This window comes from Ideonella sp. (assembly GCF_035254525.1).
Lineage (GTDB): Bacteria > Pseudomonadota > Gammaproteobacteria > Burkholderiales > Burkholderiaceae_C > Ideonella.
This window is the reverse complement of sequence record NZ_DATFAN010000106.1, coordinates 1-22118: the sequence shown is the minus strand read 5'-3', so window position 1 is coordinate 22118 and position 22118 is coordinate 1. Positions and strand designations below refer to the sequence as shown.

The following is a 22118-nucleotide window of genomic DNA, read 5'->3' as shown; positions in this document are numbered from 1 at the left end:
CTACACTGCGGCCGCCTGGACCGGGGCAGATGAATATTTCAGGAGCACGCATGAACAAGCGCTGGGTGATCGGAGGAGTCGTCGTGGCCGCTTTGGCAACAGGTGGCGCGGTGGCCGTGATGGCCCGAAAGGGCGGCTCGCCGGGTGATGCCAAGCCTGAAGACAAGGTGCTCGACTTCACCGCCAAGGAGGTGGTGCTGCCCAAGTCGCAGCCGCTGGCCGGCACGGTGGAGTTCTCGGGGCCGCTGGTCGCGCCCAACACCGCGGTGGTGCGGGCCAAGGCGGCCGGCACGCTGCTGAACCTGACGGTGGCCGAGGGCAGCCGGGTCACGGCCGGCCAGAAGCTCGGCACGGTCGACCTGGCGGACCTGAACGCCCGCCTGAACGAGCGCCAGGCGCAGGTCGAGGCGGCGCGGGCGCAGATGGTGCAGGCCGAACGCACCCATGCGTCGAACCAGCGCCTGGCCGAGCAGCAGTTCATCTCGCCGAACGCGCTGGAGTCGTCGAAGGCGGCGCTGGACAGCGCCCGCGCCAACCTGGCCGCCGCCCAGGCGCAGACCGAGACGGTACGAATCAACCTGCGTGAGGCCGGCCTCGTGGCCCCGATCTCCGGCATCGTCGCCAAGCGGCACGTGGTGCCGGGCGAGAAGGTCTCGAACGAGCAGCAGATCGTCACCATCGTCGACCTGACCCAGCTCGAGATGGCCGGCAGCGTCGGCACGCACGAGGTCGGCGTGCTGCAGGCCGGCATGCCGGTCACGGTGCAGGTTGAAGGCGTGGCTGAAGCCGTCAACGGCAAGCTCGCCCGCATCGCGCCGGCGGCCGAACCCGGCACCCGCTCGATCGGCGTCGCGATTGCGATCGCCAACCCGAAGGAGCGGCTGCGCGCCGGCCAGTACGCCCAGGCCCACGTCGTGATGCCCGAAGCCACGCCGCGCCTGACACTGCCGGTGGCGGCGATCGGCACCGCGTCGGGCCAAGAATATGTCTGGACGATCGAGCAGGGCAAGCTGCTGCGCCGCGCGGTGACGACCGGCCGGCGCGACGAGGCCAAGGGCCTGGTCGAGGTCAAGGACGGCCTGCAGCCGCAGGCCCAGGTGCTGGCGATGCGTTTCGACAACCTGCGCGAGGGCGCCTCCGCGCGCATCGTCGCCCCGGCGCCCGCGACCGCCGGCTCGGCCGCGTCGCCGACCTCGGCGCTGGCCAGTGTCGCCACGGCGTCCAACTGAACGGCTCGGCCCGAGAAAGAGCAGAGGTTCACCATGTGGATGACCCGAGTCGCCATCAACAACCCCGTCTTCGCCACCATGGTGATGGTCGCGCTGTGCGTGCTGGGGCTGTTCTCGTACAGCAAGCTGGGCGTCGAGCAGATGCCCGACATCTCTCTGCCCGGTGCGTGGATCGACATCCGCTATCCGGGCGCGTCGCCCGAGGCGGTCGAGCGTGAGGTCGCCAAGCCGCTGGAGGAGGCGCTGAACTCGATCGCCGGCGTCAACCGGGTGCAGTCGCGCAGCTTCGAGGGCCGGGTGCAGGCCAGCGTCGAGTTCTCGCTGAATACCGACATGAGCCGCGCGATGCAGGACCTGCGCGATCGCATCGCCGCCGCCCAGGCCGTCTTCCCGAAGGACGTCCGCCAGCCCAGCGTCTCGCGCTTCCAGGCCGACAACGCGCAGCCGGTGGTCGTGATGGCGCTGCTGAGCAAGACGCGGTCGGCGCGCGAGCTGTCGACGCTGGCCGACCTGACGATCGCCAAGCGGCTGGGCCGCGTCGAAGGCGTGGCCAAGGTCGATGTCGGCGGGCTGGTGACGCGCGAGGTGCGCATCGACCTGGATCCGCTGCGCCTGCGCGCCTACGGCGTGACGCCGGCCGAGATCTCCACCGCGCTAGCGGCCGCCAACGCCGACCAGCCGGTCGGCCTGGTGTCCGACAAGGTGTCCGATGCGATCCTGCGCGTCGAGGGCCGGGTGAAGGACCCGAAGCAGTTCGCCGACATCGTCGTCGCCCACCGCGGCAGCCTGGTGCTGACCCTGGGCGACCTCGGCACCCTGGTCGAGCGCGAGCGCGAGCGCGATTCGATCGCCCGCACCAACGGCTCGCCGGCCATCAGCTTCGCGGTCTTCAAGCAGCAGGACGCCAACATCGTCGCCACTGGCGATGCGGTCAAGGAGGCGATGGAGGAGCTGCGCAAGACGCTGCCGGCCGATGTCGAGCTGAACCTGATCTACGCCTCGAGTGACTTCGTCAAGAACTCGCTGACCGGCCTGCGGCACACGCTGATCGAGGGCGCGCTGCTGACGGTGGCGATCGTCTTCCTGTTCCTGCACAGCTGGCGCTCGACCATCATCACCGGCCTGACGCTGCCGATCGCGGTGATCTCCAGCTTCATCGCCGTCTACGCCTTCGGCTTCACGCTGAACTTCATGACGATGATGGCGCTGTCGCTGTGTATCGGCCTGCTGATCGACGATGCGATCGTCGTGCGAGAGAACATCGTGCGGCACGTCGGCATGGGCAAGGACCACCACACCGCCGCCTACGAAGGCACCAACGAGATCGGCCTGGCGGTCATGGCCACCACCTTCGCGATCTGCGCGGTGTTCGTGCCGGTGGCCTTCATGGGCGGGATCATCGGCAAGTTCTTCTACCCCTTCGGCATCACCGTCGCGGTGGCGGTGATCGTCAGCCTGTTCGTCAGCTTCACGCTCGACCCGATGCTGTCCAGCGTCTGGCGCGACCCGCCGAGCGCGAAGCTGCGCCACCTGCCGGGCATCGGCCACATGATCCGTGCCACCGACCGCGGCATGGAGGCCCTTCACGCGATATACGGCAAGCTGATCAACTGGGCCTTCTCGGGCCGGCGCTACCGCGTGTTCGTGCCGCCGTTGCCGGCCTGGGGCCACCCGTTCGACGCCGAGGGCCGGCGTGATCGCTCGAAGCCACGCCGCCTGCGCTTCGTCACGCTGACCCCGCGCGGCATCATCGCCTGGAGCGGCGTGATGAGCTTTGTCGTCGCGCTCGGCCTGGGCGGCGTGGTCGGCAGCGAATTCGTGCCGCAGACCGACCAGGGCTTCACCCAGCTGAACCTGCGCTTCCCGGTGGCGTCGAGCCTGGAGCGCGGCAACGACAAGGTGATGCAGGTCGAGACCATCCTGGCCGCCAAGTACCCCGAGATCAAGACGGTGCAGACCGTGGTCGGCTCGACCGGCGAGGGCCTGGCCACCGGCCGCAACCAGGCCTCGCTGAACATCGCCCTGGTCGACCGCAGCGCCCGCCAGCGCTCGCAGAAGCAGATCGAGGACGCGATCCGCGCCGACATCGCCAACATCCCCGGGCTGGAGGCCAGCGTCGGCTTCGACCGCCCGATCTGGATCACCATCCTCGGCGCCGACGGCGAGCAACTCACCAAGGTGGCACAGGAGTTCGCCGAGAAGCTCAAGAAGATCAAGGGCGCGGTCGACGTCGAGACGACCGTCAAGCCCGGCCTGCCGGCCTTTGCGGTGCGGCTGAAGGATTCGGCGATCCGCGAGCTCGGCCTGACCGGGCCGCAGGTGGCCGCCTCGCTGCGCGCCTACGTCAACGGTGACGTCGCCACCTACTGGACGACGCCGGATGGCAACCAGGTCGAGGTGCTGCTGCGCCTGCCGCAGGGCCAACGCGAGCGCATCGAGCAGATGGCCAAGCTGCCGGTGGCGTTCGCCAAGGATGGCTCGCCGATCGCGCTCGACCAGGTCGCGACGATCCAGCAGGTCTTCAACCCCGAGGTGATCCGCCGCCAGAACCTGCAGCGCCGCGAGGCGGTGTACGCGGGCGTCGAGGGCCGCCCGTCGGGCGACGTCAACGCCGACGTGCAGAAGCTGATCAAGGAGACGCGGCTGCCGCCGGGCGTGAGCTTCATGGTCGATGGCGCGGGCAAGGACCAGGCGGAGGCCTTCAAGGGCCTGCTCAGCGCGATGGCGCTGGCGGTGATCTTCATCTACATCGTGCTGGCCAGCCAGTTCGGCAGCTTCCTGCAGCCGATCGCGATCATGGTGTCACTGCCGTTGTCGCTGATCGGCGTGATGCTCGCGCTGCTGCTGTGGCGCTCGACGCTGAACGTGTTCTCGATGATCGGCCTGGTGATGTTGATGGGCCTGGTGACCAAGAATGCGATCCTGCTGGTCGACTTCGCCAACCATGCACGCCGGGCAGGCGCCTCAGTGCGCGATGCGCTTCTGCAGGCAGGCCAGATCCGCATGCGGCCGATCATCATGACGACGGCGGCGATGGTGTTCGGCATGATGCCGATGGCGATCGCGCTGAACGACGGGGGCGAGTTCCAGGCTCCGATGGGCCGCGCCATCATCGGTGGCGTGGTCACCTCGACGCTGCTGACGCTGGTCGTCGTGCCGGTGATCTACAGCTACCTGGAGAGCCTCTCGGCCTGGGCCCACCGGCGCTGGGGCCAGCGTCACGCCGCCGAGGCGACCCTGCCCAGCCACGGCCCGCAAGGCGCGCCGGCCGACCGGTGATTCAGCCGGCCAGCGCTGCCGGCACGCGGCCGGTGGAGGTGTAGATGCCGCAGCCCACCAGCAACTGGTCGCTGATCGCGACCACGTAGCTGGCCTTGGGCTGCACCTTGCCCGTCTGCTGGTTGATGATCGAGTATTCGACCCAGTGGTTGCCGGTGGTCGCTTCCCACGATTCGCGGGCGAAGCGATCGCCGTCGATACCCGGCACCTCGTGCACCAGCTTGCCTTCCATGGCCGGCCGGCCGCCGCAGATGTGATAGCGGCCCTCGCGGTCGGTCACGAAGATGTAGAGGTCGCGGTCGAGGAAGCCGCCCTGGGGGTCGCGGAAGGCCGGTGCCGCCGCCTGCAGGCCACGCTCGCGGATCAGCACGACAGCCCGGTCGACCAGAGCGCGCGCCTCGTCGGCGCTGCCCTGGCGCAGGCGGATCGCCGCCACCGCGTCGCTCAACAGGCTGGCGCGGCTGACCAGTTCGCCCGAGGCCTTGTGTGATTCCTCGACCATGCCGGCGTTCTGCTGGGTGATCTCGTCCAGGCTGCCGACGCTGCGCGAGACTTCTTCGAGGCTGGCCGACTGCTGGGCGCTGGCCTGGGCGATGCCGCGCAATTTGTCCGAGACGTCGCGCACGCCGCCGACCACCGCATCGAGCGTGTCGTTGGTGCGCTGGATGCGTGCCACCGACTGCCCGACCTGCTCGGTCGACTGGCCGATCAGCTGGCGGATCTCGGCGGCGGCCGAGCTCGAGCGCTGCGCAAGCTGGCGCACCTCGGTGGCCACCACCGCGAAGCCGCGGCCGGCCTCGCCGGCGCGGGCCGCCTCGACGGCGGCGTTCAGCGCGAGGATGTTGGTCTGGAAGGCGATGCCGTCGATCACGCCGATGATCTCGCCGACTCGGCGAGAGCTCTCTTCCAGCGTGCCCATCGACTGCACGGTCTCGCGCATGGCGGCGCCACCGGCCTCGGCCTGGTCGCGCAACTGCACGGTCAGCCGGTCGAGCTGGTGTGCCGCGCCGGCATTGGTGGCGACGGCGTCGCTCAATTGGCCCACGGTGGCCACGGTCTGCTTGAGGTTCGCCGCCTGCGCCTCGGTGCGCTGCGACAGCGCCTCGCCGCTCTCGGCCAGTCGCTGGCCCGACAGGCCCACCCGCACCGCGCTGCTGCGGATCTCGGCCACCATGACCGACAAGCCCTCGCTCATGCGCTCGACGACGCGGCCGATGTCGGCCAGCTCGTCTCGGCCGTCGATCTGCACCTTGTGGGCCAGGTCGCCGGCGGCGACCGCGCTGACGCTGCGCTGCAGCACGCCGAGCGCGCCACTGAAGCTCGCGTAGAACGACAGGCCGAGGTAGAGCATGAAGCCGGCCCCCAGCGCGGACACGCCGAGCTGCAGCCACAGCTGGGTGGTCAGGCGCAACTCGCGCGCCTGCAGCTCGCCAACGAGACGGCCGTGGACTTGCTGCTTGAAACCCATGACCTGTCCGATGGCCTCGGTGCCCTGGCCAAAGTAGCCTGCCGGCTCGCCAGCAATGGCCTCGGCGGTGAAGGTCTGGCGGATGTTCTGTTCGAAGGCGGTCGACGCCTCGCGCGCCGCTTCCCAGCCCGTCGGCGCCGAGACGCCCGAGCGCTGCAGCGCCTCGACCCGGAAGCCCACGTCGATCAGCGCCGCGTGCAGCGCGTCGGCGCGGCCGACCAGCGTGGCGCGCTCGGCGTTGTTGGCGTCGCCGCGCGAGAGCAGGGCCGCGCCCTGGCCGCGGGCCTGGCCGAGCGTCTCGATCCACGGGATGACACGCTCGGTCACCATGTCCATCAGGAAGAAGCTGGCCGGCTCCGGATCCAGCAACAGGCCGGAGCGCTCGCCGACCTGCAGGACCAGCTGGCGCAGCCTCTCGATCTGTTGGCTGTGCTCGGCAAATGCCTGGTCGCGGCGCTCGGCGTGCCGGCCCTCGGCCAGGGCCACGGTCGCCTCGCGCGCCGGCTTCCACAGGTCGTCGAAGGCGAAGGGCAGGCCGGCCGCGGCTGTCTTGTCGACGGCCGCCAGCGCCTGCTGGATGCGGGCGCGCACGGCGTCGCGTTCGGCGGTCGCGGCCGTCTCGCTCGACAGCACGCGATTGGTCAGGCCGCGGTGGGTCTGCACCAGGGCGACCACGTCGGTCAGCTCGGTCACTACCTGCGCGCCGGCCAGCTCATCGCGGGTGAAGCGCAGGGTCTCCTGAGCCTGGCGGGCGCTGTAGATGATCAGCATCAACAGCGGAATCAGCAGCATCAGCCCCATCAGCGCCATCTTGGTGGGCATGCGCAGGCGGCGCATCAGGCTGGTGCCTGGCCGCAGCAATGCTTGGCCGACAGGGCTCATAAGGCGGTCTCCATGGCGGTGCTTGAAAGGAGCACCTTGCTGGCGAGATGTTCGGCCGTCTCGGCCCGCCAGAAAGCCGGATCAGCGCGCCCAAAGGCGCGCATTTGGAGGCATCCGGCGCCTGCCCCAGTGCGCCCGCGGTCAGTGGGGCGTCAGCGTCAGCGTGCTCTGCACGTGGCTCGCCACGTCGGCCTCGTCCAGGTGCTGCGGGCGGGATTCGCCGCGGACGTAGGCGGCCGCCTGGTCGGCGTAATGGCGGTCGCCCCAGACGCCGCTCTGGCCGACCGGGTTGATCCCGCGCGCTGCGCCGGGCTGCGCGAAGTCGATCACCCGCCGGGTCGACGGGCCGTAGGTGATCGGCACCGGCACGCCGGCCAGCGGGCCGCTGAGGTTGTTCGGCGTCTCGCGGCCGCCTGGGGCGTCGAACGGACCCACGTTGAAGACCTTGTCCAGCGGCGGCTGCTTGCCCAGCGGGTGCTCGTGGGTCAGGCGGTGGGCGCGGCCCCAGGTCCAGCCGGCCGGGTCGCCACCGAGGGTGGCTTTCAGTTGCGTGACGGTGGCACGCCAGGCGGCGGCCACGACCTCGGCGCGGGTCTCCTTGACGGCCGGCGTGCTGCGCCGATCCCACCACGGCGAGGTCGCATCGGCGGCGAGCCGGGGCAGGGCGTGATCGAGCGCGCGGGTGCGGCGCAGCAGCGCATAGACCTCGTCGCCCAGCTCGTCGGCCAGCGCCTCGCGCGCCAGGTCGAACAGGAACTGGTTGAACAGCGTCGGCGCGACCGCGTCGGTCGGGTGGTCGCCGCGCCAGGCGGCGAGCTGCTCGACCAGGGCCGCCTCGCCGGGCGCGGTGGCCGCAGCGCGCAGGTCGGCCAGCAGCGGCGCCAGCACGCGCGGGCCGTAGCCCGTCTGGGTGTCGAGCTGCAGGGCCTGCATCGCCGCGGCATCCCAGCCGCTGCCGCGTGCGGCGAGCTGCTGGTCCAGCCGCTGGGCGCGGTCCCAGAGGTTGTAGTAGCCGGGCACCGGCTGGCTGGCGGCCGGCTGGTGGTTGGCCGAAACGATGAAGCCGCGGGCCGGGTTCTCTTCCTGCGGGTTCTGGGCAAAGGGCAGGAAACCCGGCTTGTCGGCTTCGGCGCTCGCACCGTCGAGCACGAAGCTCGGGTCCACGCCCGCGGGGCGCAGCGGCAGCTTGGCGGCGGCCCACCAGCCGATGTCGCCACCGGCGTTGGCCCAGACCACGTTCAGCCCGGGCGCGTGGATCAGGCTCGCGGCCTCGCGTGCCTTGGGCAGCGCATCGGCCCGGTCGAGCCGGTAGAAGGCGTCCAGGATCGGGTTCTCGGTTTCCAGGAAGGCCCACCACATCGCGATCGGCTTCGTGCCGACGCTCTTGTCGAGCGCGTCGTTGACGATCGGGCCGTGCGGCGAGTGGCGCAGCGTCAGCGTGACCGGGGCGCCGCCCTTGACCTGGATCGTCTCCTGGCGCTGCTGCAGATCGACCCATTGGCCGCCGACCCAGACCTGGTTCGGGTTGGCGGGGTTCGGCTTCTCGGCGATCAGGTCCAGGTCGTCGTTCTGGAACATCGTCAGGCTCCAGCCGAAGCGCTGGTTGTGGCCGACGAGCGCAAACGGGTTGAGCGCCTGGTGCAGGCCGTAGAGCTCGAAGCCGGGAGAGGACAGATGCGCTTCGTACCAGACGGCGGGGACGGCGAAGGAGATGTGCGGGTCGCCGGCCAGCAGCGGCTTGCCGCTGGCGGTGCGGGCGCCCGAGATGGCCCAGGCGTTGCTGCCTTCGAAGAAGGGCACCCCGGCCAGGTCGAGCGCGCCCTGGCTCAGGGCCGCGAGGCGGTCCAGGTCCGTCCGGTCACCCGGGTTCAAGGCGGCGGGGCCGGTCGTGCCGGTCGCGCCGCTCGCGGCGGGCTGGCCCTGGGCGACGCCGCCGGCGTACCAGCCGAGGTCGAAGATGCGCAGGTAGTCGGGCCCGAGCTGGTCGCGTACGCGGGTCAGCGCCGGCTCGGTGCGGAAGGCGGCGGCGAAGCTGTAGGCCAGGTAGCCGGCGACGCTCACGGAGTCCGCCGTCGTGAAGGGCCGCTTCGGGATGCCCAGCACCATGAACTCGATCGGCGCCGGATGGTCGGCCTGGAACTGGTTGATGCCGTCGAGGTAGGCCTCGAGCGCCTGGGTCGACGGCGCGGCGGGGTCGAGCTTGGCGGCGTAGGCATCGGCGTGCTGGCGGATCGCCAAGGTGCGGAACAGCCGATCGGTGTCGACCAGCTTGGGCCCCAGCACCTCGGCCAGTTCGCCGCGGGCGAGCCGGCGCAGGATCTCCATCTGGAACAGCCGGTCCTGCGCGTGCACGTAGCCCAGTGCCCGGTACAGGTCGACCTCGTGCTCGGCGCGGAGGTGCGGCACACCCGCCTCGTCGTAGCGCACCTGCACCGGCGCCTTCAGCCCCGCCAGCGGCAGCGCGCCGTCGCGCTGGGGCAGCCGGGCGTGCCACATCAGCGCGAGGGCGATGGCGGCGATGGCGAGCAGGCCGAGGACGGCAAGGGCCAGCAGCTTGAAGGCACGTTTCATGTCGGGGCGAAGGCAGCGGAAGACCGCTGCATTCTGCCCGGGGCTCAGCCGCCTTGGAGCGGCGTGGGGGGCCGGCTCAGCCGGCGTCGCCGTGCAGCCGCTCGAGGGCCGCGATCGCCTCGTAGCAGGCGCCCATGTTGTGGTAGTCGACCTTGCCGGCGGGGCTCTTCTCGTCGGTCAGCTTGCGGTTGTCGTGCGTGAGGATGCGGAACCACGCGCCGTGCTGGTGGTCGACGAAATGTTCCCAGGCGTAGCCCCAGATCCGGTCGTACCAGTCCCAGTAGTGGCCCTCGTGGGTGCGCTCGGCCAGCACGGCGGCGGCGGCGATCGACTCGGACTGGACCCAGTGGTACTTGTCGCCGTCGCAGACCTTCATGTGGGTGTCGGTCACGGGGTCGCCTTCGGGCGCGAAGCCATAGACCAGGCCGCCGTGGTGGCGATCCCAGCCGTGCTGCACCGCAGCGGCGAACAGGTCTCGCGCGTGGTGCAGCATCCAGCTGTCTTCCGGCGCGTTGGGTGTCAGGCGCTCCAGCGTCAGCAGCAGCTTGGCCCACTCGGTCAGGTGGCCGGTCTGGAAGCCCCAGGGGCGGAAGATGTTGCTGCGGTCGTGGCGGTTGTAGTTCCAGTCGGGCGTCCAGTCGGTGTGGTAGTGCTCCCAGACCAGGCCGTGCGACTGGCTCGCCAGCCGGTGAGTCACCGACTGCGCCAGCGTCGTCGCGCGGCGCAGGCAGAAGGTGTCGCCGGTGGCCTCGTAGGCCGCGAGCATCGCCTCGCAGGCGTGCATGTTGGCATTCTGGCCGCGGTAGGGGCGCAGTTGCCAGTCGGGTGCGGCTTCGTCGGCGTACAGGCCTGCGGCCGGCTCCCAGAAGCGCTGCTCCATCAGGGCCACCGTCGCGTCCAGCCCGGCGCGCGCCTCGGCGATGCCGGCACGCAGCGCGTGCGCCTGGGCCAGCAGCACGAAGGCCAGGCCGTAGCAGTGCTGGGTCGCATCGATGACCTGCTTCTTGCCGCCCTCCCAGTGCAGCAGCCAGGTGTAGCCGCCGCTGGCCGGGTCCTTGTGGACGTCTTCGATGAAGGCCAGCGCGTGGCGCGCGGTGTCGAGCCAACGGGCGGCATGCGGGTGATCCGGGAAGTGCCGGGCCGCGTTGGCGAAGGTGAAGACGTAGCGCGTGCTGCTGACGAGATGGCGCGTGTGGCGGTCGTAGACCGTGCCGTCGTCGCGGAAGAAGTGGTACAGGCCGCCGGACGGGTCCGGTGCCCGGTCCTCGTAGAAGGCCATCGCCTGCAGCACCTGCTCGCGCAGGAACTCGGTGCTGCGGAATTCGGGGGCATGCTTCATGCCGGCGATGCTACGCCGGCCTTTGCTGCATTGCAGTAGTCCTATGCAACACGCCGGTCGTCGGCGTCGAAAAGATGCACGGACGCCGGGTTCCAGGCCAGTGACACGGCATCGCCAACCCGCGCGGCCACCTTGCCGGGCACCCGGGCCGTCCAGGTGCCCAGCGGGGTGTCGACCATCGCATAGGTCTCCGGCCCGGTGGGCTCGACCATCGCCAGCTGGCCGGACAGGGCGGGCGTGCCATCCGGCCCGGCCAGCGTCAGGTGCTCGGGCCGCACGCCGTAGCGCAGGTCGCCGGCTCGGGCCGTGCTCAGGGCATGCAGGGCGTCGCGCTGGGCGTCCGACATCGGCAGGGGCAGGCCGCCGGCGCTGGCACCCACGGGGGTCGGCTGGGCGGCCACCAGGTTCATCGCCGGCGAGCCGATGAACTCGGCGACGAAGCGCGTGGCAGGGCGGGTGTAGATGTCGTCCGGCGTGCCGAACTGCTCGACCCGGCCATCGCGCATCACCGCGATGCGGTCGCCCAGCGTCATCGCCTCCACCTGGTCGTGGGTGACGTAGACGGTGGTCGTGCGGGTGCGCTGGTGCAGCCGCTTGATCTCGGCACGCATCTCGACGCGCAGCTTGGCGTCGAGGTTGGACAGCGGCTCGTCGAACAGGAACAGCTTCGGGTCGCGCGCCAGCGCCCGGCCCATCGCCACGCGCTGGCGCTGGCCGCCCGAGAGCTGGCCGGGCTTGCGATCCAGCAGGTGGTCGATCTGCAGCATCTGCGCCACCCGGGCCACCGCCGCCTCCCGCTCGGACTTGGGCACCTTGCGCATCTCGAGCCCGAAGGCGATGTTCTGCGCGACGTTCATGTTGGGGTAGAGCGCGTAGCTCTGGAACACCATGGCGATGTCGCGCTCTCGGCTGGGCAGGTGCGTCACGTCGCGCTCGCCGATGAGGATGCGGCCGCTGGTCGGGACATCCAGCCCCGCAATCATCGACAGCAGCGTCGACTTGCCGCAGCCCGAGGCCCCGACGAGGATCAGGAACTCACCCGGCTCGATCGCGATGTCGATGCCCTTGAGGATCTCGACCGACCCGTAGCTCTTGCGGACCTGCTGAATGGAAAGCGCACCCATCTGATTTCTTTTCATCCCTTGACGGCGCCGGCGGTCAGCCCGCGCACGAAGTACTTGCCTGCGACGATGTAGACGAGCAGCGTGGGCAGCGCGGCGATCATCGCGGCGGCCATGTCCACGTTGTATTCCTTGACACTGCTGGAGGTGTTGGCCAGGTTGTTCAGGCCCACCGTGATCGGTTTCGAATCGGCGCCGGAGAACACCACGCCGTAGAGGAAGTCGTTCCAGATGTTGGTGAACTGCCAGATCAGCGTGACGACCAGGATCGGCGTCGACAGCGGCAGCACGATGCGGCGGAAGATCTGCCAGAAGCCGGCGCCGTCGAGCATCGCGGCCTTGATCAGCTCATCCGGCAGGCCGACGTAGTAGTTGCGGAAGAACAGCGTCGTGCTCGGGATGCCGGCGACCACGTGCACCAGGATCAGGCCCCAGACCGACGCCGCCAGCCCCAGCCAGCCGAGCACTTGGCTCATCGGCAGCAGCACGACCTGCATCGGCATGAAGACGCCGAACAGCAGCAGCGCGAACATCAGCTCGCTGCCGCGAAAACGCCACTTGCTGAGCACGTAGCCGTTGAGCGCGCCGATCAGCGTGGACGCCGCGACGGCCGGCACGACCATCAGCACCGAGTTCATGAAGAACGGCTTCAGGCCGCCGCAGTCGGTGCCCGTGCAGGCCTCGGACCAGGCCTTGGCCCAGGCGGCGAAGCTCGGCGACAGCGGCAGCGACAACAGCGTGCCGTTGCGGATCTCGTCCATGCTCTTGAGCGAGGTCGCGACCATCACGTACAGCGGCGCGAGGAAGACGGCCGCGAACAGCAGCAGGGTGCCGAGCAGCAGGATGCGCGCCGGATCGACCGCAAGGCGCGGCCGCCCCACCGGCACGGGCTCCGCCACGAGGCGCGGAATGCGTGGGCTCATCGCTTCACCCTCAGTTCGGAATACAGGTAGGGCACGACGATCGCCGCCACGGTGGCCAGCATGATGGTCGCGCTGGCCGCGCCCAGGCCGATCTGGCCGCGGGAGAAGGCCATCGTGTACATGAAGGTGGCGGGCAGGTCGGTCGCGTAGCCGGGGCCGCCGGCCGTCAAGGCCATCACCAGGTCGAAGCTCTTGATCGCCAGGTGGCTGACCACCATCAGCGTCGAGAAGAACACCGGCCGCAGCGAGGGGATGATGATGCGCCAGTAGATGCGCGGCAGGCTGGCGCCGTCGACCTGGGCGGCCTTGATGATCGAGTCGTCGATGCCGCGCAGGCCGGCCAGGAACAGCGCCATCACGAAGCCGGCGCTTTGCCAGATGCCGGCGATCACGATGCAGTAGATCGCCATGTCGGGGTCGACCAGCCAGCCGAAGCTGAACGATTCGAAGCCCCATTGCTGCACCAGGTGCTCCAGCCCCAGGCCCGGATTCAGGATCCACTTCCAGGCCGTGCCGGTGACGATGAAGCTCAGCGCCATCGGGTACAGGTAGATCGTGCGCAGCAGGCCCTCGGCCCGCACCTTCTGGTCGAGCAGGATGGCCAGCAGCAGCCCGAGCGCCATGCCCCCGCCGATGAACAGGCCGCCGAAGATGCCGAGGTTCTTCAGCGCGACACCCCAGCGCTCGCTCTCCCACAGCGCCTCGTACTGCGCCAGGCCGACGAATTCGTAGTTGGGCAGCAGGCGCGAGGCCGACACCGAAAGGTAGCCGTTCCACGCCATCAACCCGTAGATGAACAGGAACGACAGCACGAACGACGGCGCGATCACCAGGCGCGGCAGCCAGCTCGCGCCGGGCGCGCTTCGCGGGCCGCTCATCGCGTGCGCGCGGCCGTGGCGAGGCGGTCCATTGCCTCCTTGGCGCTCATCTTGTCGCTGTTCCAGAACTGGCTGATGACGTCCTTGATCGCGCCCTCGGCCGCGGCCGGCACGGCCATCCCATGGGCCAGCGAGGGCACCAGCGCGCCCGAGCGGGCGGTGTCGACGAAATCCTTCGCGGAGGCCTTGGCGCAATCGTCGAACTTGTCCATCTTCAGCCCGAGCCGCACCGGGATCGAGCCCTTGTTCAGGCTGAAGGTCTCCTGGAACTCGGGCGACAGGATGGCGGCCGCGAGGTCGCGCTGGGCGCGCGTGTTGGCGTCGGACTTGAGCTTGAACATCGCGAACGAATCGATGTTGAAGCTGAAGGCCTTGGCCGTGCCGGGCGCGGGCGTGCAGATGAAATCCTTGCCTGGCTGCTTGCCGGCGGCGATGAACTCGCCCTTGGCCCAGTCGCCCATGATCTGCATGCCGGCCTCGCCGCGGATCACCATCGCGGTGGCGAGGTTCCAATCGCGCCCGGCGGCGTTGCGGTCGGTGTAGGGCTTGATGCGCTTGAATGTCGCGAGCGCCTTCTCCATCGTCGGGCTCTTCAGCGTGGCGGGGTCCAGCTGCACCAGCGCCTTGCGGTAGAAATCGGCCCCGCCCACGCCGATGACCACGGCCTCGAAGGTGGTCAGGTCCTGCCAGTTCTGGCCGCCATGGGCGATCGGCGTGATGCCGGCCTTCTTCAGCGCCTCGGCGGCGGTGAAGAACTCGTCCCAGGTGGTCGGCACGTTCGCGCCGGCCTTCTTGAAGGCTGCCGTGTTCACCCACAGCCAGTTCACGCGGTGGACGTTGACGGGCACGGCCACGTAGCTGCCCTTGTATTTCATGATGTCGGCGACGACCTTGGGCAGCACCTCGTCCCAGTGCTCGGCCTTGGCGACGTCGTCGATGCTGGCCAGCACGCCTTCGGCCGCCCACTCCTGCAGCGCCGGCCCCTTGATCTGCGCGGCGGCCGGCGCGTTGCCCGAGACGACGCGCGACTTCAGCACGGTCATCGCCGCGTCGCCGCCGCCGCCGGCGACCGCGAAGTCTTTCCATTGGTGGCCCTTGGCCTGCAGGCTGGCTTTCAGCGCCTGGGCGGCGCGCGCCTCGCCGCCGCTCGTCCACCAGTGCAGCACCTCCACCTCGCCGGCCCGGGCCGCGGGGCCCAGGCCCAGCGTGGCGAAGGCCCCGAGGGCAAGACTGAGCAGGGATCGGCGCAGGGCCGAGTCGGCAACGGGCATGGTTCCTCCAGCGAAAACGGTCGGCAGGCGCCGAATGCCAGAATATTAACGAAACATTAATTTCCTGAAAGGAAGGGCTTTCCCTGCTGTGCAGGCGTTCAGCTGGCCGGCAGCGACACCCTGACCAGCGCGCCGCGCGGCTGGGCTGTCTCGATCCAGACCCGCCCGGCGTGGCGCTCGACGATCTCGCGCACGATGGCGAGACCCAGGCCGCAGCCGGTGCCGTCGTGTGTGGCGCGCGCGAAGCGCTCGAACACCTGCGCCTGCTCGGCGGCAGGTATGCCCGGCCCGTTGTCCTCGACTTCCATCAGCACCCGGTCGCCCTCGCGGCGCACCCGCACCGTCACCGTCGCGCCGGCGCCGGCATAGCGGATGGCGTTGTCGATCAGGTTCACGAGCGCCTCGCGCAGCAGCAGGCCGATGCCGCGCACGCAGATCGGCGCCGGCTCGGTATCGCGGCCGTGGTCGTCGCCGTCCGGGTCTTCGCAGCCCAGGTCGATGTGCGCGGCCAGCGCGCGTGGCACCAGCTCGGCGGTCACCTCGTGCGCCAGGCGCTGCAGGTCGATCGGCACCCGGTCCTGCAGCATCGCCGACTCGGGCTCGGCCCGGGCCAGGCTCAACAACTGGTTCACCAGGTGGGCGCTGCGGGTGGCGCTCTCGTGCACGCGGCGCAGCCGCTCGATCAGCGCGGGGTCGCTGGCCTCGCGCAGCGCCAGCTCCGTCTGGCTCTTCAGTCCGGCCAGCGGCGTGCGCAGCTGGTGGGCCGCGTCGCTGATGAAGCGGCGCTGCGCGACCACGTTGTGGTGCACCTCCTGCAGCAAAGTGTTCATCGCGCCGGCCAGTGCGCGCACCTCAGGGGGCGCGGCGTCGAGCCGGATCGGCGCCAGGTCGTTGGCCGCGCGGCCCTCGACCTGGCGCTGCAGCAGCGCCAGCGGCTTCAGGCCGGCCCGGATGCCGCCCCAGACGATCATCGTCATCAGCACGATCAGGCCGGACAGGGGCAGGGCGGTGTCGAGCAGGATGCGGCGCGCCAGCTCCTCGCGGTTGGCACGCGAGCGGGCCACCTGCACGAGCATCGTGCCGGTCGGTGCGCCCTCGTCGCCGTACTGCAGATACAGCGCCACCACGCGCACGCGCTCGGCAGGCACCGCGTCGTCGCCGTGGCCCGTGGGCAGCAGCGTGCCGTCGTAGAAGTAGGGCTCGCCGAGCACGGGCTGCGAGATCGCCGGCGGCGGCGGCAGGTTGCGGTTGCCGAGGATGAACTGGCCGGGCGGCGTGCTGACCGTGTAGAGCACGCGGTCGGACGGATCGGACTCGAGGATGTCCTGCGCCGAGCGCGGGAAGTCGATGAACAGCCCGCTGGACATCGGCTTGACTTGGCGCGCCAGCGCGCGCGAGGCCTGGCTCAGGCTGGCGTCGATCGCCTCGTTGGCATAGCGGGCCGCCAGGCCATAGGTGAACGAGGCGGCGGCGACCCACAGCACGATCTGCGGCAGCAGCAGCCAGACGAACAGCTGGCGGTGCAGCGAGCGCGCACCGGGCATGCTGGTCAGCCAGCCGCGCGGGGCCGCCTCGCGCGTGCTCACGCGCGAGGCGCCTCGGCTTCGAGCAGGTAGCCCAGGCCGCGCACGGTGCGAATGCCCACGCCCGAGCGCTCGAGCTTGCGGCGCAGGCGGTGGATGTAGACCTCGATCGAGCTGGCGCCGCCGCTTTCGCTGCGGTCCAGGTCCCAGGCCTGGCCGATCTGGTCCTTGGTGACCACTTTGTCGCGCTGCGACAACAGCAGGTCGAGCAACATCCACTCGCGCGGGCTCAGGTCGAGCGGCTCGCCGCGCACCGTGGCGCGGCGCGCGTCGCGGTCGAACACCAGCTGGCCGATCTCGGCGCCGCTGCTGGCCGGCCGCACGCGGCGCAGCAGCGCATGCAGCCGCGCCTCGAGCTCGGGGAAATCGAAAGGCTTGGTCAGGTAGTCGTCGGCGCCGGCGTTCAGGCCCGCCACGCGGTCGTCCAGGTTGTCCATCGCCGTGAGGATCAGCACCGGCAGCGTGCGCTGCGCGGCCCGCGCCCGGCGCAGCACCGTCAGCCCGTCGACCATGGGCAGGTTCAGGTCGAGGATGCCCAGGTCGAAAGGCTGGCGCTGCAGCAGGTACTCGGCCACCGCGCCATTGGGCGCCAGCTCCACCTCGAAGCCCGCGCGGCGCAGCTGCGACGACAGCGCATCGGCCAGGATCGCATCGTCTTCGGCCAGCAGCAGGGTAGCGGCGGTGTGCATCGGAAGGTCTCGCAAAGGGACGGACTGCACTTTAACGCGACTGTTCATGTGTCGCTAAGGCGGCTACGTCAGGATTGGACCGTGGTGCCATTAGGGTTAACGGCATATTAACGACATTACAGAAACATTAACAATGGCGTCGAGCCACTCGGGCGGGCACAGCGCATGGCCGCCCAGTGGCCCCATGAACCCCACGACCGCCCACACACGACCGATTCACAGGAGACATCCGATGACCCAGCCCGACAGCGCCACAAGGGGGCACCGCACCCGGCGAGCCGCCCGCTTCCGAGCGACGCCGGTCGCCGCCGCCTGTTCCACCTTCGCCGTCATGCTCAGTGCGCCGGTGATGGCGCAGGACGCGGCCAAGCCGCCCGAGCAGTTGCAGACGGTGGTCGTCACCGGCCTGCGCCACTCGATCGAGAGCTCGGTCGCCGTCAAGCGCAATTCCGATTCGATTGTCGAAGCCATCTCGGCCGAAGACATCGGCAAGCTGCCCGACGTGAGCATCGGCGAGGCACTGGCCCGGCTGCCCGGCCTGGCCGGCCAGCGCGTGGCCGGCCGTGCGCAGGTCATCGCCATTCGCGGCCTGTCGCCCGATTTCGCCGGCACGCTGCTCAACGGCCGCGAACAGGTCACGACCGGCGACAACCGTTCGGTCGAGTATGACCAGTTCCCGTCGGAGCTGATCAATGCGGCCACCGTCTACAAGACCCCTGATGGCACGCTGATCGGGCAAGGCCTGTCGGGCACGGTGGACCTGCGCACGATCCGCCCACTGGACATGGCCGAGCGCACCATCGTGTTGAATGCGCGGGCCGAGTACAACTCGAACGGCGCGTTGAACGACAACACCAGCGCCACCGGCGGCCGCTTCAGCGCCTCGTACGTCGACCAGTTCGCCGACCGCACGGTGGGCGTCGCGCTGGGCTTCGCCCACCTCGATTCGCCGGGGCAGGAGAAGCATTACAAGGCCTGGGGCTTCTCGCAAGGCGAGGAGAACTCCTTCTGCGCCCAGCACCAGGCCGACTGGGGTTGCAGCCCGGTGTCCGGCGTGCCGGTCGGCGACACCTACCTCAACGGCTTCGAGGTGGAAGCGGTGTCGCGCAAGCAGACCCGTGACGGCCTGATGGCGGTCGTCGAGTACAAGCCGAACAAGGACATCCACAGCGTCGTCGACCTGTACTACTCGAAGTTCAGCAAGGACGAGACGATGCGCGGCCTGATGGGCGGCCTCGGCGACAACTGGAACGGCGTCCCGGGTGCGGCATTCAGCAACATCGGCGAAACCAAGGTCGGTTCCAACACCACGCTGATCACCTCGGGCACCGTGGCCAACGCGAACATGATCGTGCGCAACGACCTGAACACCCGCGACGACGAGCTCCAGTCGATCGGCTGGAACCTGTCCGCCAAGGTGGGGCCGGACTGGACCCTCGTGGGCGATCTCAGCTACTCGCGTGCCCAGCGCAGCGAGAACGTGATCGAGACCTACGCCGGTGCGCCGACCCTGGGCACCTTCGACTTTGCGATCCCGACCGGCGCCGGCTTCCCGCACCTGGTCCCGACCAACGTCGACTACGCCGACGCGACCAGCGTGATGCTGCGCGACCCGGGCGGCTGGGGCCACGACGGCCTGTGGAAGAAGCCCAAGGCGATCGACGAGCTGCAAGCCATCCGCCTGGATGCCAAGCGTGATCTCGAGCTGGGCATCTTCAGCCGAGTCGACTTTGGCGTGAACTACGCCGAGCGGACCAAGGACCGCGAGATGAACGAGCTCGCGCTGAACCTGAAGAACGGGCGCGCGCCGGTGCTGGTCGATCCCAGCCTGGTGGATCCGGCCACCTCGCTGTCGTTCGCCGGGATTCCGGGCGTGCTGTCGTACGACGTGATGGGCGTGATCAACCGCTACATGGACACGACCACGCAGGCGGCCGACCAGATCACGTTCCGCAACTACAGCATCGGCGAGAAGGTCACGACGGCGTTCGCCAAGCTCGACATCGACACCTCGATCGGGTCGCTGCCGGTGCGCGGCAACCTGGGCCTGCAGTTCATCCACACCGACCAGAGTTCGACCGGCTTCTCTCGCCTGAAGGACCAGACGACGAACCAGGAGGTGTTCTCCGAGTTCTCGCTCGGCCACCAGTACGACGACGTGCTGCCGAGCCTGAACCTGGTGTTCGAGCTGGCGTCCGACCAGTTCCTGCGCTTCGGTGCCGCGAAGACGCTGGCCCGCGGTCGCATGGACGACATGCGTGCGGGGGCCGAGGTCGGCATCGACCCGACCAAGCGCACCTGGAGCGGCAGCGGCGGCAACCCGGCGCTCGAGCCGTGGCGTGCCACCTCGTACGACCTGTCGTGGGAGAAGTACTTCGGCAAGCGCAGCTACGTTGCCGCCGCGTACTTCTTCAAGGATCTGGAGACGTACATCTACACGCAGACGGACGACAACTACGACTTCAGCGGCTACCCGAACACGACGACCATCACCCCGATCTCGAACATCGGCACCTTCACCCGCCCGGCCAACGGCAAGGGTGGCTTCGTGCAGGGTGTGGAACTGAGCACCTCGCTGGATGCCGGCACGTGGTTCAAGCCGCTCGAGGGCTTCGGCATCGCCGCCAGCAGCGCGTACACGAGGAGTAACCTGCATCCCGACGGGCCTGACCAGCCGACCCATCTGCCGGGCCTGTCGGGCGTGGTCAGCAACGTGACGGCGTACTACGAGCAGAACGGCTTCTCCGCCCGCATCAGCCAGCGCTACCGCTCGGCCTTCCGCGGCGAGATCACCGGCCTGCACAACGCGCGCCAGTTCACCGAGATCCTGCCCGACAAGCAGGTCGATGCGCAGATCGGCTACGAGTTCGAGACCGGCGCGCTCAAGGGCCTGTCGCTGCTGCTGCAGGTCAACAACCTGACCGACGCGCCTTACGCGACGCGCCAGGGCAATGGTTTCGGCGAGGTGATTGCACCGCAGGAGTACAACACCTACGGTCGCCAGTACCTCTTCGGCGTGAACTACAAGCTCTGATGACGTTGCAGCGAAGAATGCTGCGCCGGCTCGCGGCCGTCGCTCTGGCGGCCGCGGCCGCCGTGGCGACGGCCCGGCCCGTCGAGCTCGACTTCCCGGCCCTGCCTTCCACGCCGCGCGATGCGGCGCTGGAGGCGCGGGTTGCCGCGATCGTCGGCTCGATGACCTTGGCGCAGAAGGTCGGCCAGATGACCCAGCCGGAGATCCAGTCGATCACGCCGGACGAGGTCCGGCGCTACTACATCGGCTCGGTGCTGAACGGCGGCGGCAGCTGGCCGGGCGCGCGGCGCGATGCGACGGTGGGCGACTGGCTCTCGCTGTCCATGGCCTACCACCGCGCCTCGATGTCCACCGACATGCGGATGCCGGTGCCGATCATCTGGGGCACCGACGCAGTCCACGGCCACAACAACGTGCGCGGCGCCACGCTGTTCCCGCACAACATCGGCCTGGGCGCCACCAACGACCCGGCGCTGGTGCGCGAGGTCGGCGCCGCCACGGCGCGCGCGGTGCGGGCCACAGGCATCCAATGGGTCTTCGCGCCGACCATCGCGGTCGCACGCGACGACCGCTGGGGCCGCACCTACGAGAGTTTTTCCGAGCAGCCCGAGCGTGTCGGCACCCTCGCCGAGGCCTATGTGCGCGGCCTGCAGGGCAGGCTGAACGACGGTGTCTCGGTGGCCGCCACCGCGAAACATTTCTTCGGCGACGGCGGCACCGCCGGCGGCCAGGACCAAGGCGTGAACCGCTCGACCCGCGCCCAGATGGCGCAGGTGCATGCCGTCCCGTATTACCGGGCCCTCGCGGCCGGTGCGCAGACCGTGATGGCCTCGTTCAACAGCTGGAACGACGTGGCGCGCGGCGAGGACCACGGCAAGATGCACGGCAGCCAGGCGCTGCTGACCGGCCTGCTCAAGCGCCGCATGGGCTTCGACGGCTTCGTCGTGTCCGACTGGAACGGCATCGGCCAGGTGCCGGGCTGCACGAATGCTCGCTGCGCGCAGGCCATCAACGCCGGCATCGACATGGTGATGGTGCCCGACGAGTGGAGGGCCTTCATCGCCAACACCATCGCGCAGGTCGAATCGGGCGAGATCCCGCTGGCGCGCATCGACGACGCCGTCGCGCGCATCGTCCGCGTCAAGTTGCGCCTGGGCCTGTTCGACAAAAGCCCGGCCGACAGCCCGGTGGCCGGCCAGGCCGCCGCGCTGCAGGATCGCGCGCTGGCGCGTCGTGCGGTGCGCGAATCGCTGGTGCTGCTGAAGAACAACGGCCGCGTGCTGCCGCTGCGGCGCGATGCGCGCGTGCTGGTCGTCGGCAAGGGCGCCGACGACCTGGCGCTGCAAAGCGGCGGCTGGTCGCTGAGCTGGCAGGGTACGGGCCATGCCAACGACGATTTCCCGTCGGGCACGAGCATCCTCGGCGGCCTGCGCGAGGCGCTGGGCGCCGAGCGGGTGACCCACAGTGCGACGGGTGAAGGCGTCGATGTGAAGGCCTTCGACGCGGTCATCGCCGTGGTGGGCGAGACGCCTTATGCCGAGGGCAATGGCGACATCCCGCCCTCGGGCACGCTGACCCACTCGAGCCGCTACCCCGAGGATCTCGCGGTGCTCGAGCGGGTGGCGGGGCAGGGCAGGCCGGTGGTGACGGTGTTCCTGTCGGGTCGCGCGCTGCACGTGAACGACCTGCTGAACCGCTCCGACGCCTTCGTCGCCGCCTGGCTCCCGGGCACCGAGGGTGGTGGCGTGGCCGACCTGCTGGTGCGCGCGGCCCCGGGCCAGGCGCAGCCCGATTTCCGCGGGCGGCTCGCCTTCTCGTGGCCGGGGGCCGCTTGCCAGACGCCGCTGAACG

At 69.7% G+C, this 22118-nt stretch carries 13 protein-coding genes; 4 read left to right on the top strand and 9 right to left on the bottom strand.

Features of this window, described 5'->3' with window-relative positions; translation table 11 throughout:
• Nucleotides 1-50: 50 nt before the first annotated feature.
• Nucleotides 51-1229: an efflux RND transporter periplasmic adaptor subunit gene (locus tag VJ693_RS10280; protein WP_324153842.1), complete on the top strand. Its 1179-nt coding sequence runs from the start codon at nt 51-53 to the stop codon at nt 1227-1229.
• Between the two features lie 33 nt (nt 1230-1262).
• Nucleotides 1263-4508 (top strand): efflux RND transporter permease subunit, encoded by a 3246-nt coding sequence (locus tag VJ693_RS10275; protein WP_324153840.1) that lies wholly within the window; start codon nt 1263-1265, stop codon nt 4506-4508.
• Nucleotide 4509: 1 nt separating this feature from the next.
• On the opposite strand, the gene VJ693_RS10270 is transcribed toward VJ693_RS10275, so the two are convergent.
• The 9 genes from VJ693_RS10270 to VJ693_RS10230 form a co-directional block, all read right to left on the bottom strand.
• Nucleotides 4510-6858: a methyl-accepting chemotaxis protein gene (locus tag VJ693_RS10270; protein WP_324153838.1), complete on the bottom strand. Its 2349-nt coding sequence runs from the start codon at nt 6856-6858 to the stop codon at nt 4510-4512.
• A gap of 141 nt (nt 6859-6999) precedes the next feature.
• On the bottom strand, nt 7000-9429 hold the full coding sequence (locus VJ693_RS10265) for a penicillin acylase family protein (protein WP_324153836.1): 2430 nt from the start codon (nt 9427-9429) through the stop codon (nt 7000-7002).
• A 76-nt stretch (nt 9430-9505) separates the two neighbouring features.
• On the bottom strand, nt 9506-10768 hold the full coding sequence (locus tag VJ693_RS10260; RefSeq protein WP_324153834.1) for an AGE family epimerase/isomerase: 1263 nt from the start codon (nt 10766-10768) through the stop codon (nt 9506-9508).
• Between the two features lie 41 nt (nt 10769-10809).
• On the bottom strand, nt 10810-11892 hold the full coding sequence (locus tag VJ693_RS10255) for an ABC transporter ATP-binding protein (protein WP_324153832.1): 1083 nt from the start codon (nt 11890-11892) through the stop codon (nt 10810-10812).
• 11 nt (nt 11893-11903) lie between these two features.
• A complete protein-coding gene (locus VJ693_RS10250) occupies nt 11904-12674 on the bottom strand; it encodes a carbohydrate ABC transporter permease (RefSeq protein ID WP_414652253.1) in 771 nt (256 codons plus the stop codon).
• A 134-nt stretch (nt 12675-12808) separates the two neighbouring features.
• Nucleotides 12809-13690, bottom strand: a complete 882-nt coding sequence (locus tag VJ693_RS10245; RefSeq protein WP_324153829.1) for a sugar ABC transporter permease — start codon at nt 13688-13690, stop codon at nt 12809-12811.
• Nucleotides 13687-14961, bottom strand: coding sequence for an ABC transporter substrate-binding protein (locus VJ693_RS10240; RefSeq protein WP_324153827.1), 1275 nt, complete (start codon nt 14959-14961; stop codon nt 13687-13689). The genes VJ693_RS10245 and VJ693_RS10240 overlap by 4 nt, the downstream gene beginning before the upstream one ends.
• Before the next feature lie 98 nt (nt 14962-15059).
• Nucleotides 15060-16547 carry a sensor histidine kinase gene (locus VJ693_RS10235; protein WP_324153825.1) on the bottom strand — a complete coding sequence of 496 codons (1488 nt, stop codon included), beginning with the start codon at nt 16545-16547 and terminating at the stop codon, nt 15060-15062.
• Nucleotides 16544-17233, bottom strand: a complete 690-nt coding sequence (locus VJ693_RS10230; RefSeq protein WP_324153823.1) for a response regulator transcription factor — start codon at nt 17231-17233, stop codon at nt 16544-16546. Before VJ693_RS10230 ends, VJ693_RS10235 begins: the two co-directional genes overlap by 4 nt.
• A 232-nt stretch (nt 17234-17465) precedes the next feature.
• Between VJ693_RS10230 and VJ693_RS10225 the strand changes: the two genes are divergently transcribed.
• Together VJ693_RS10225 and VJ693_RS10220 are read left to right on the top strand one after the other, a co-directional pair.
• Nucleotides 17466-20267 (top strand): TonB-dependent receptor, encoded by a 2802-nt coding sequence (locus VJ693_RS10225; protein WP_324153822.1) that lies wholly within the window; start codon nt 17466-17468, stop codon nt 20265-20267.
• Nucleotides 20267-22118: glycoside hydrolase family 3 protein (locus tag VJ693_RS10220; protein WP_414652252.1), on the top strand; the 1852-nt coding region annotated here is incomplete at its 3' end. The genes VJ693_RS10225 and VJ693_RS10220, both read left to right, overlap by 1 nt.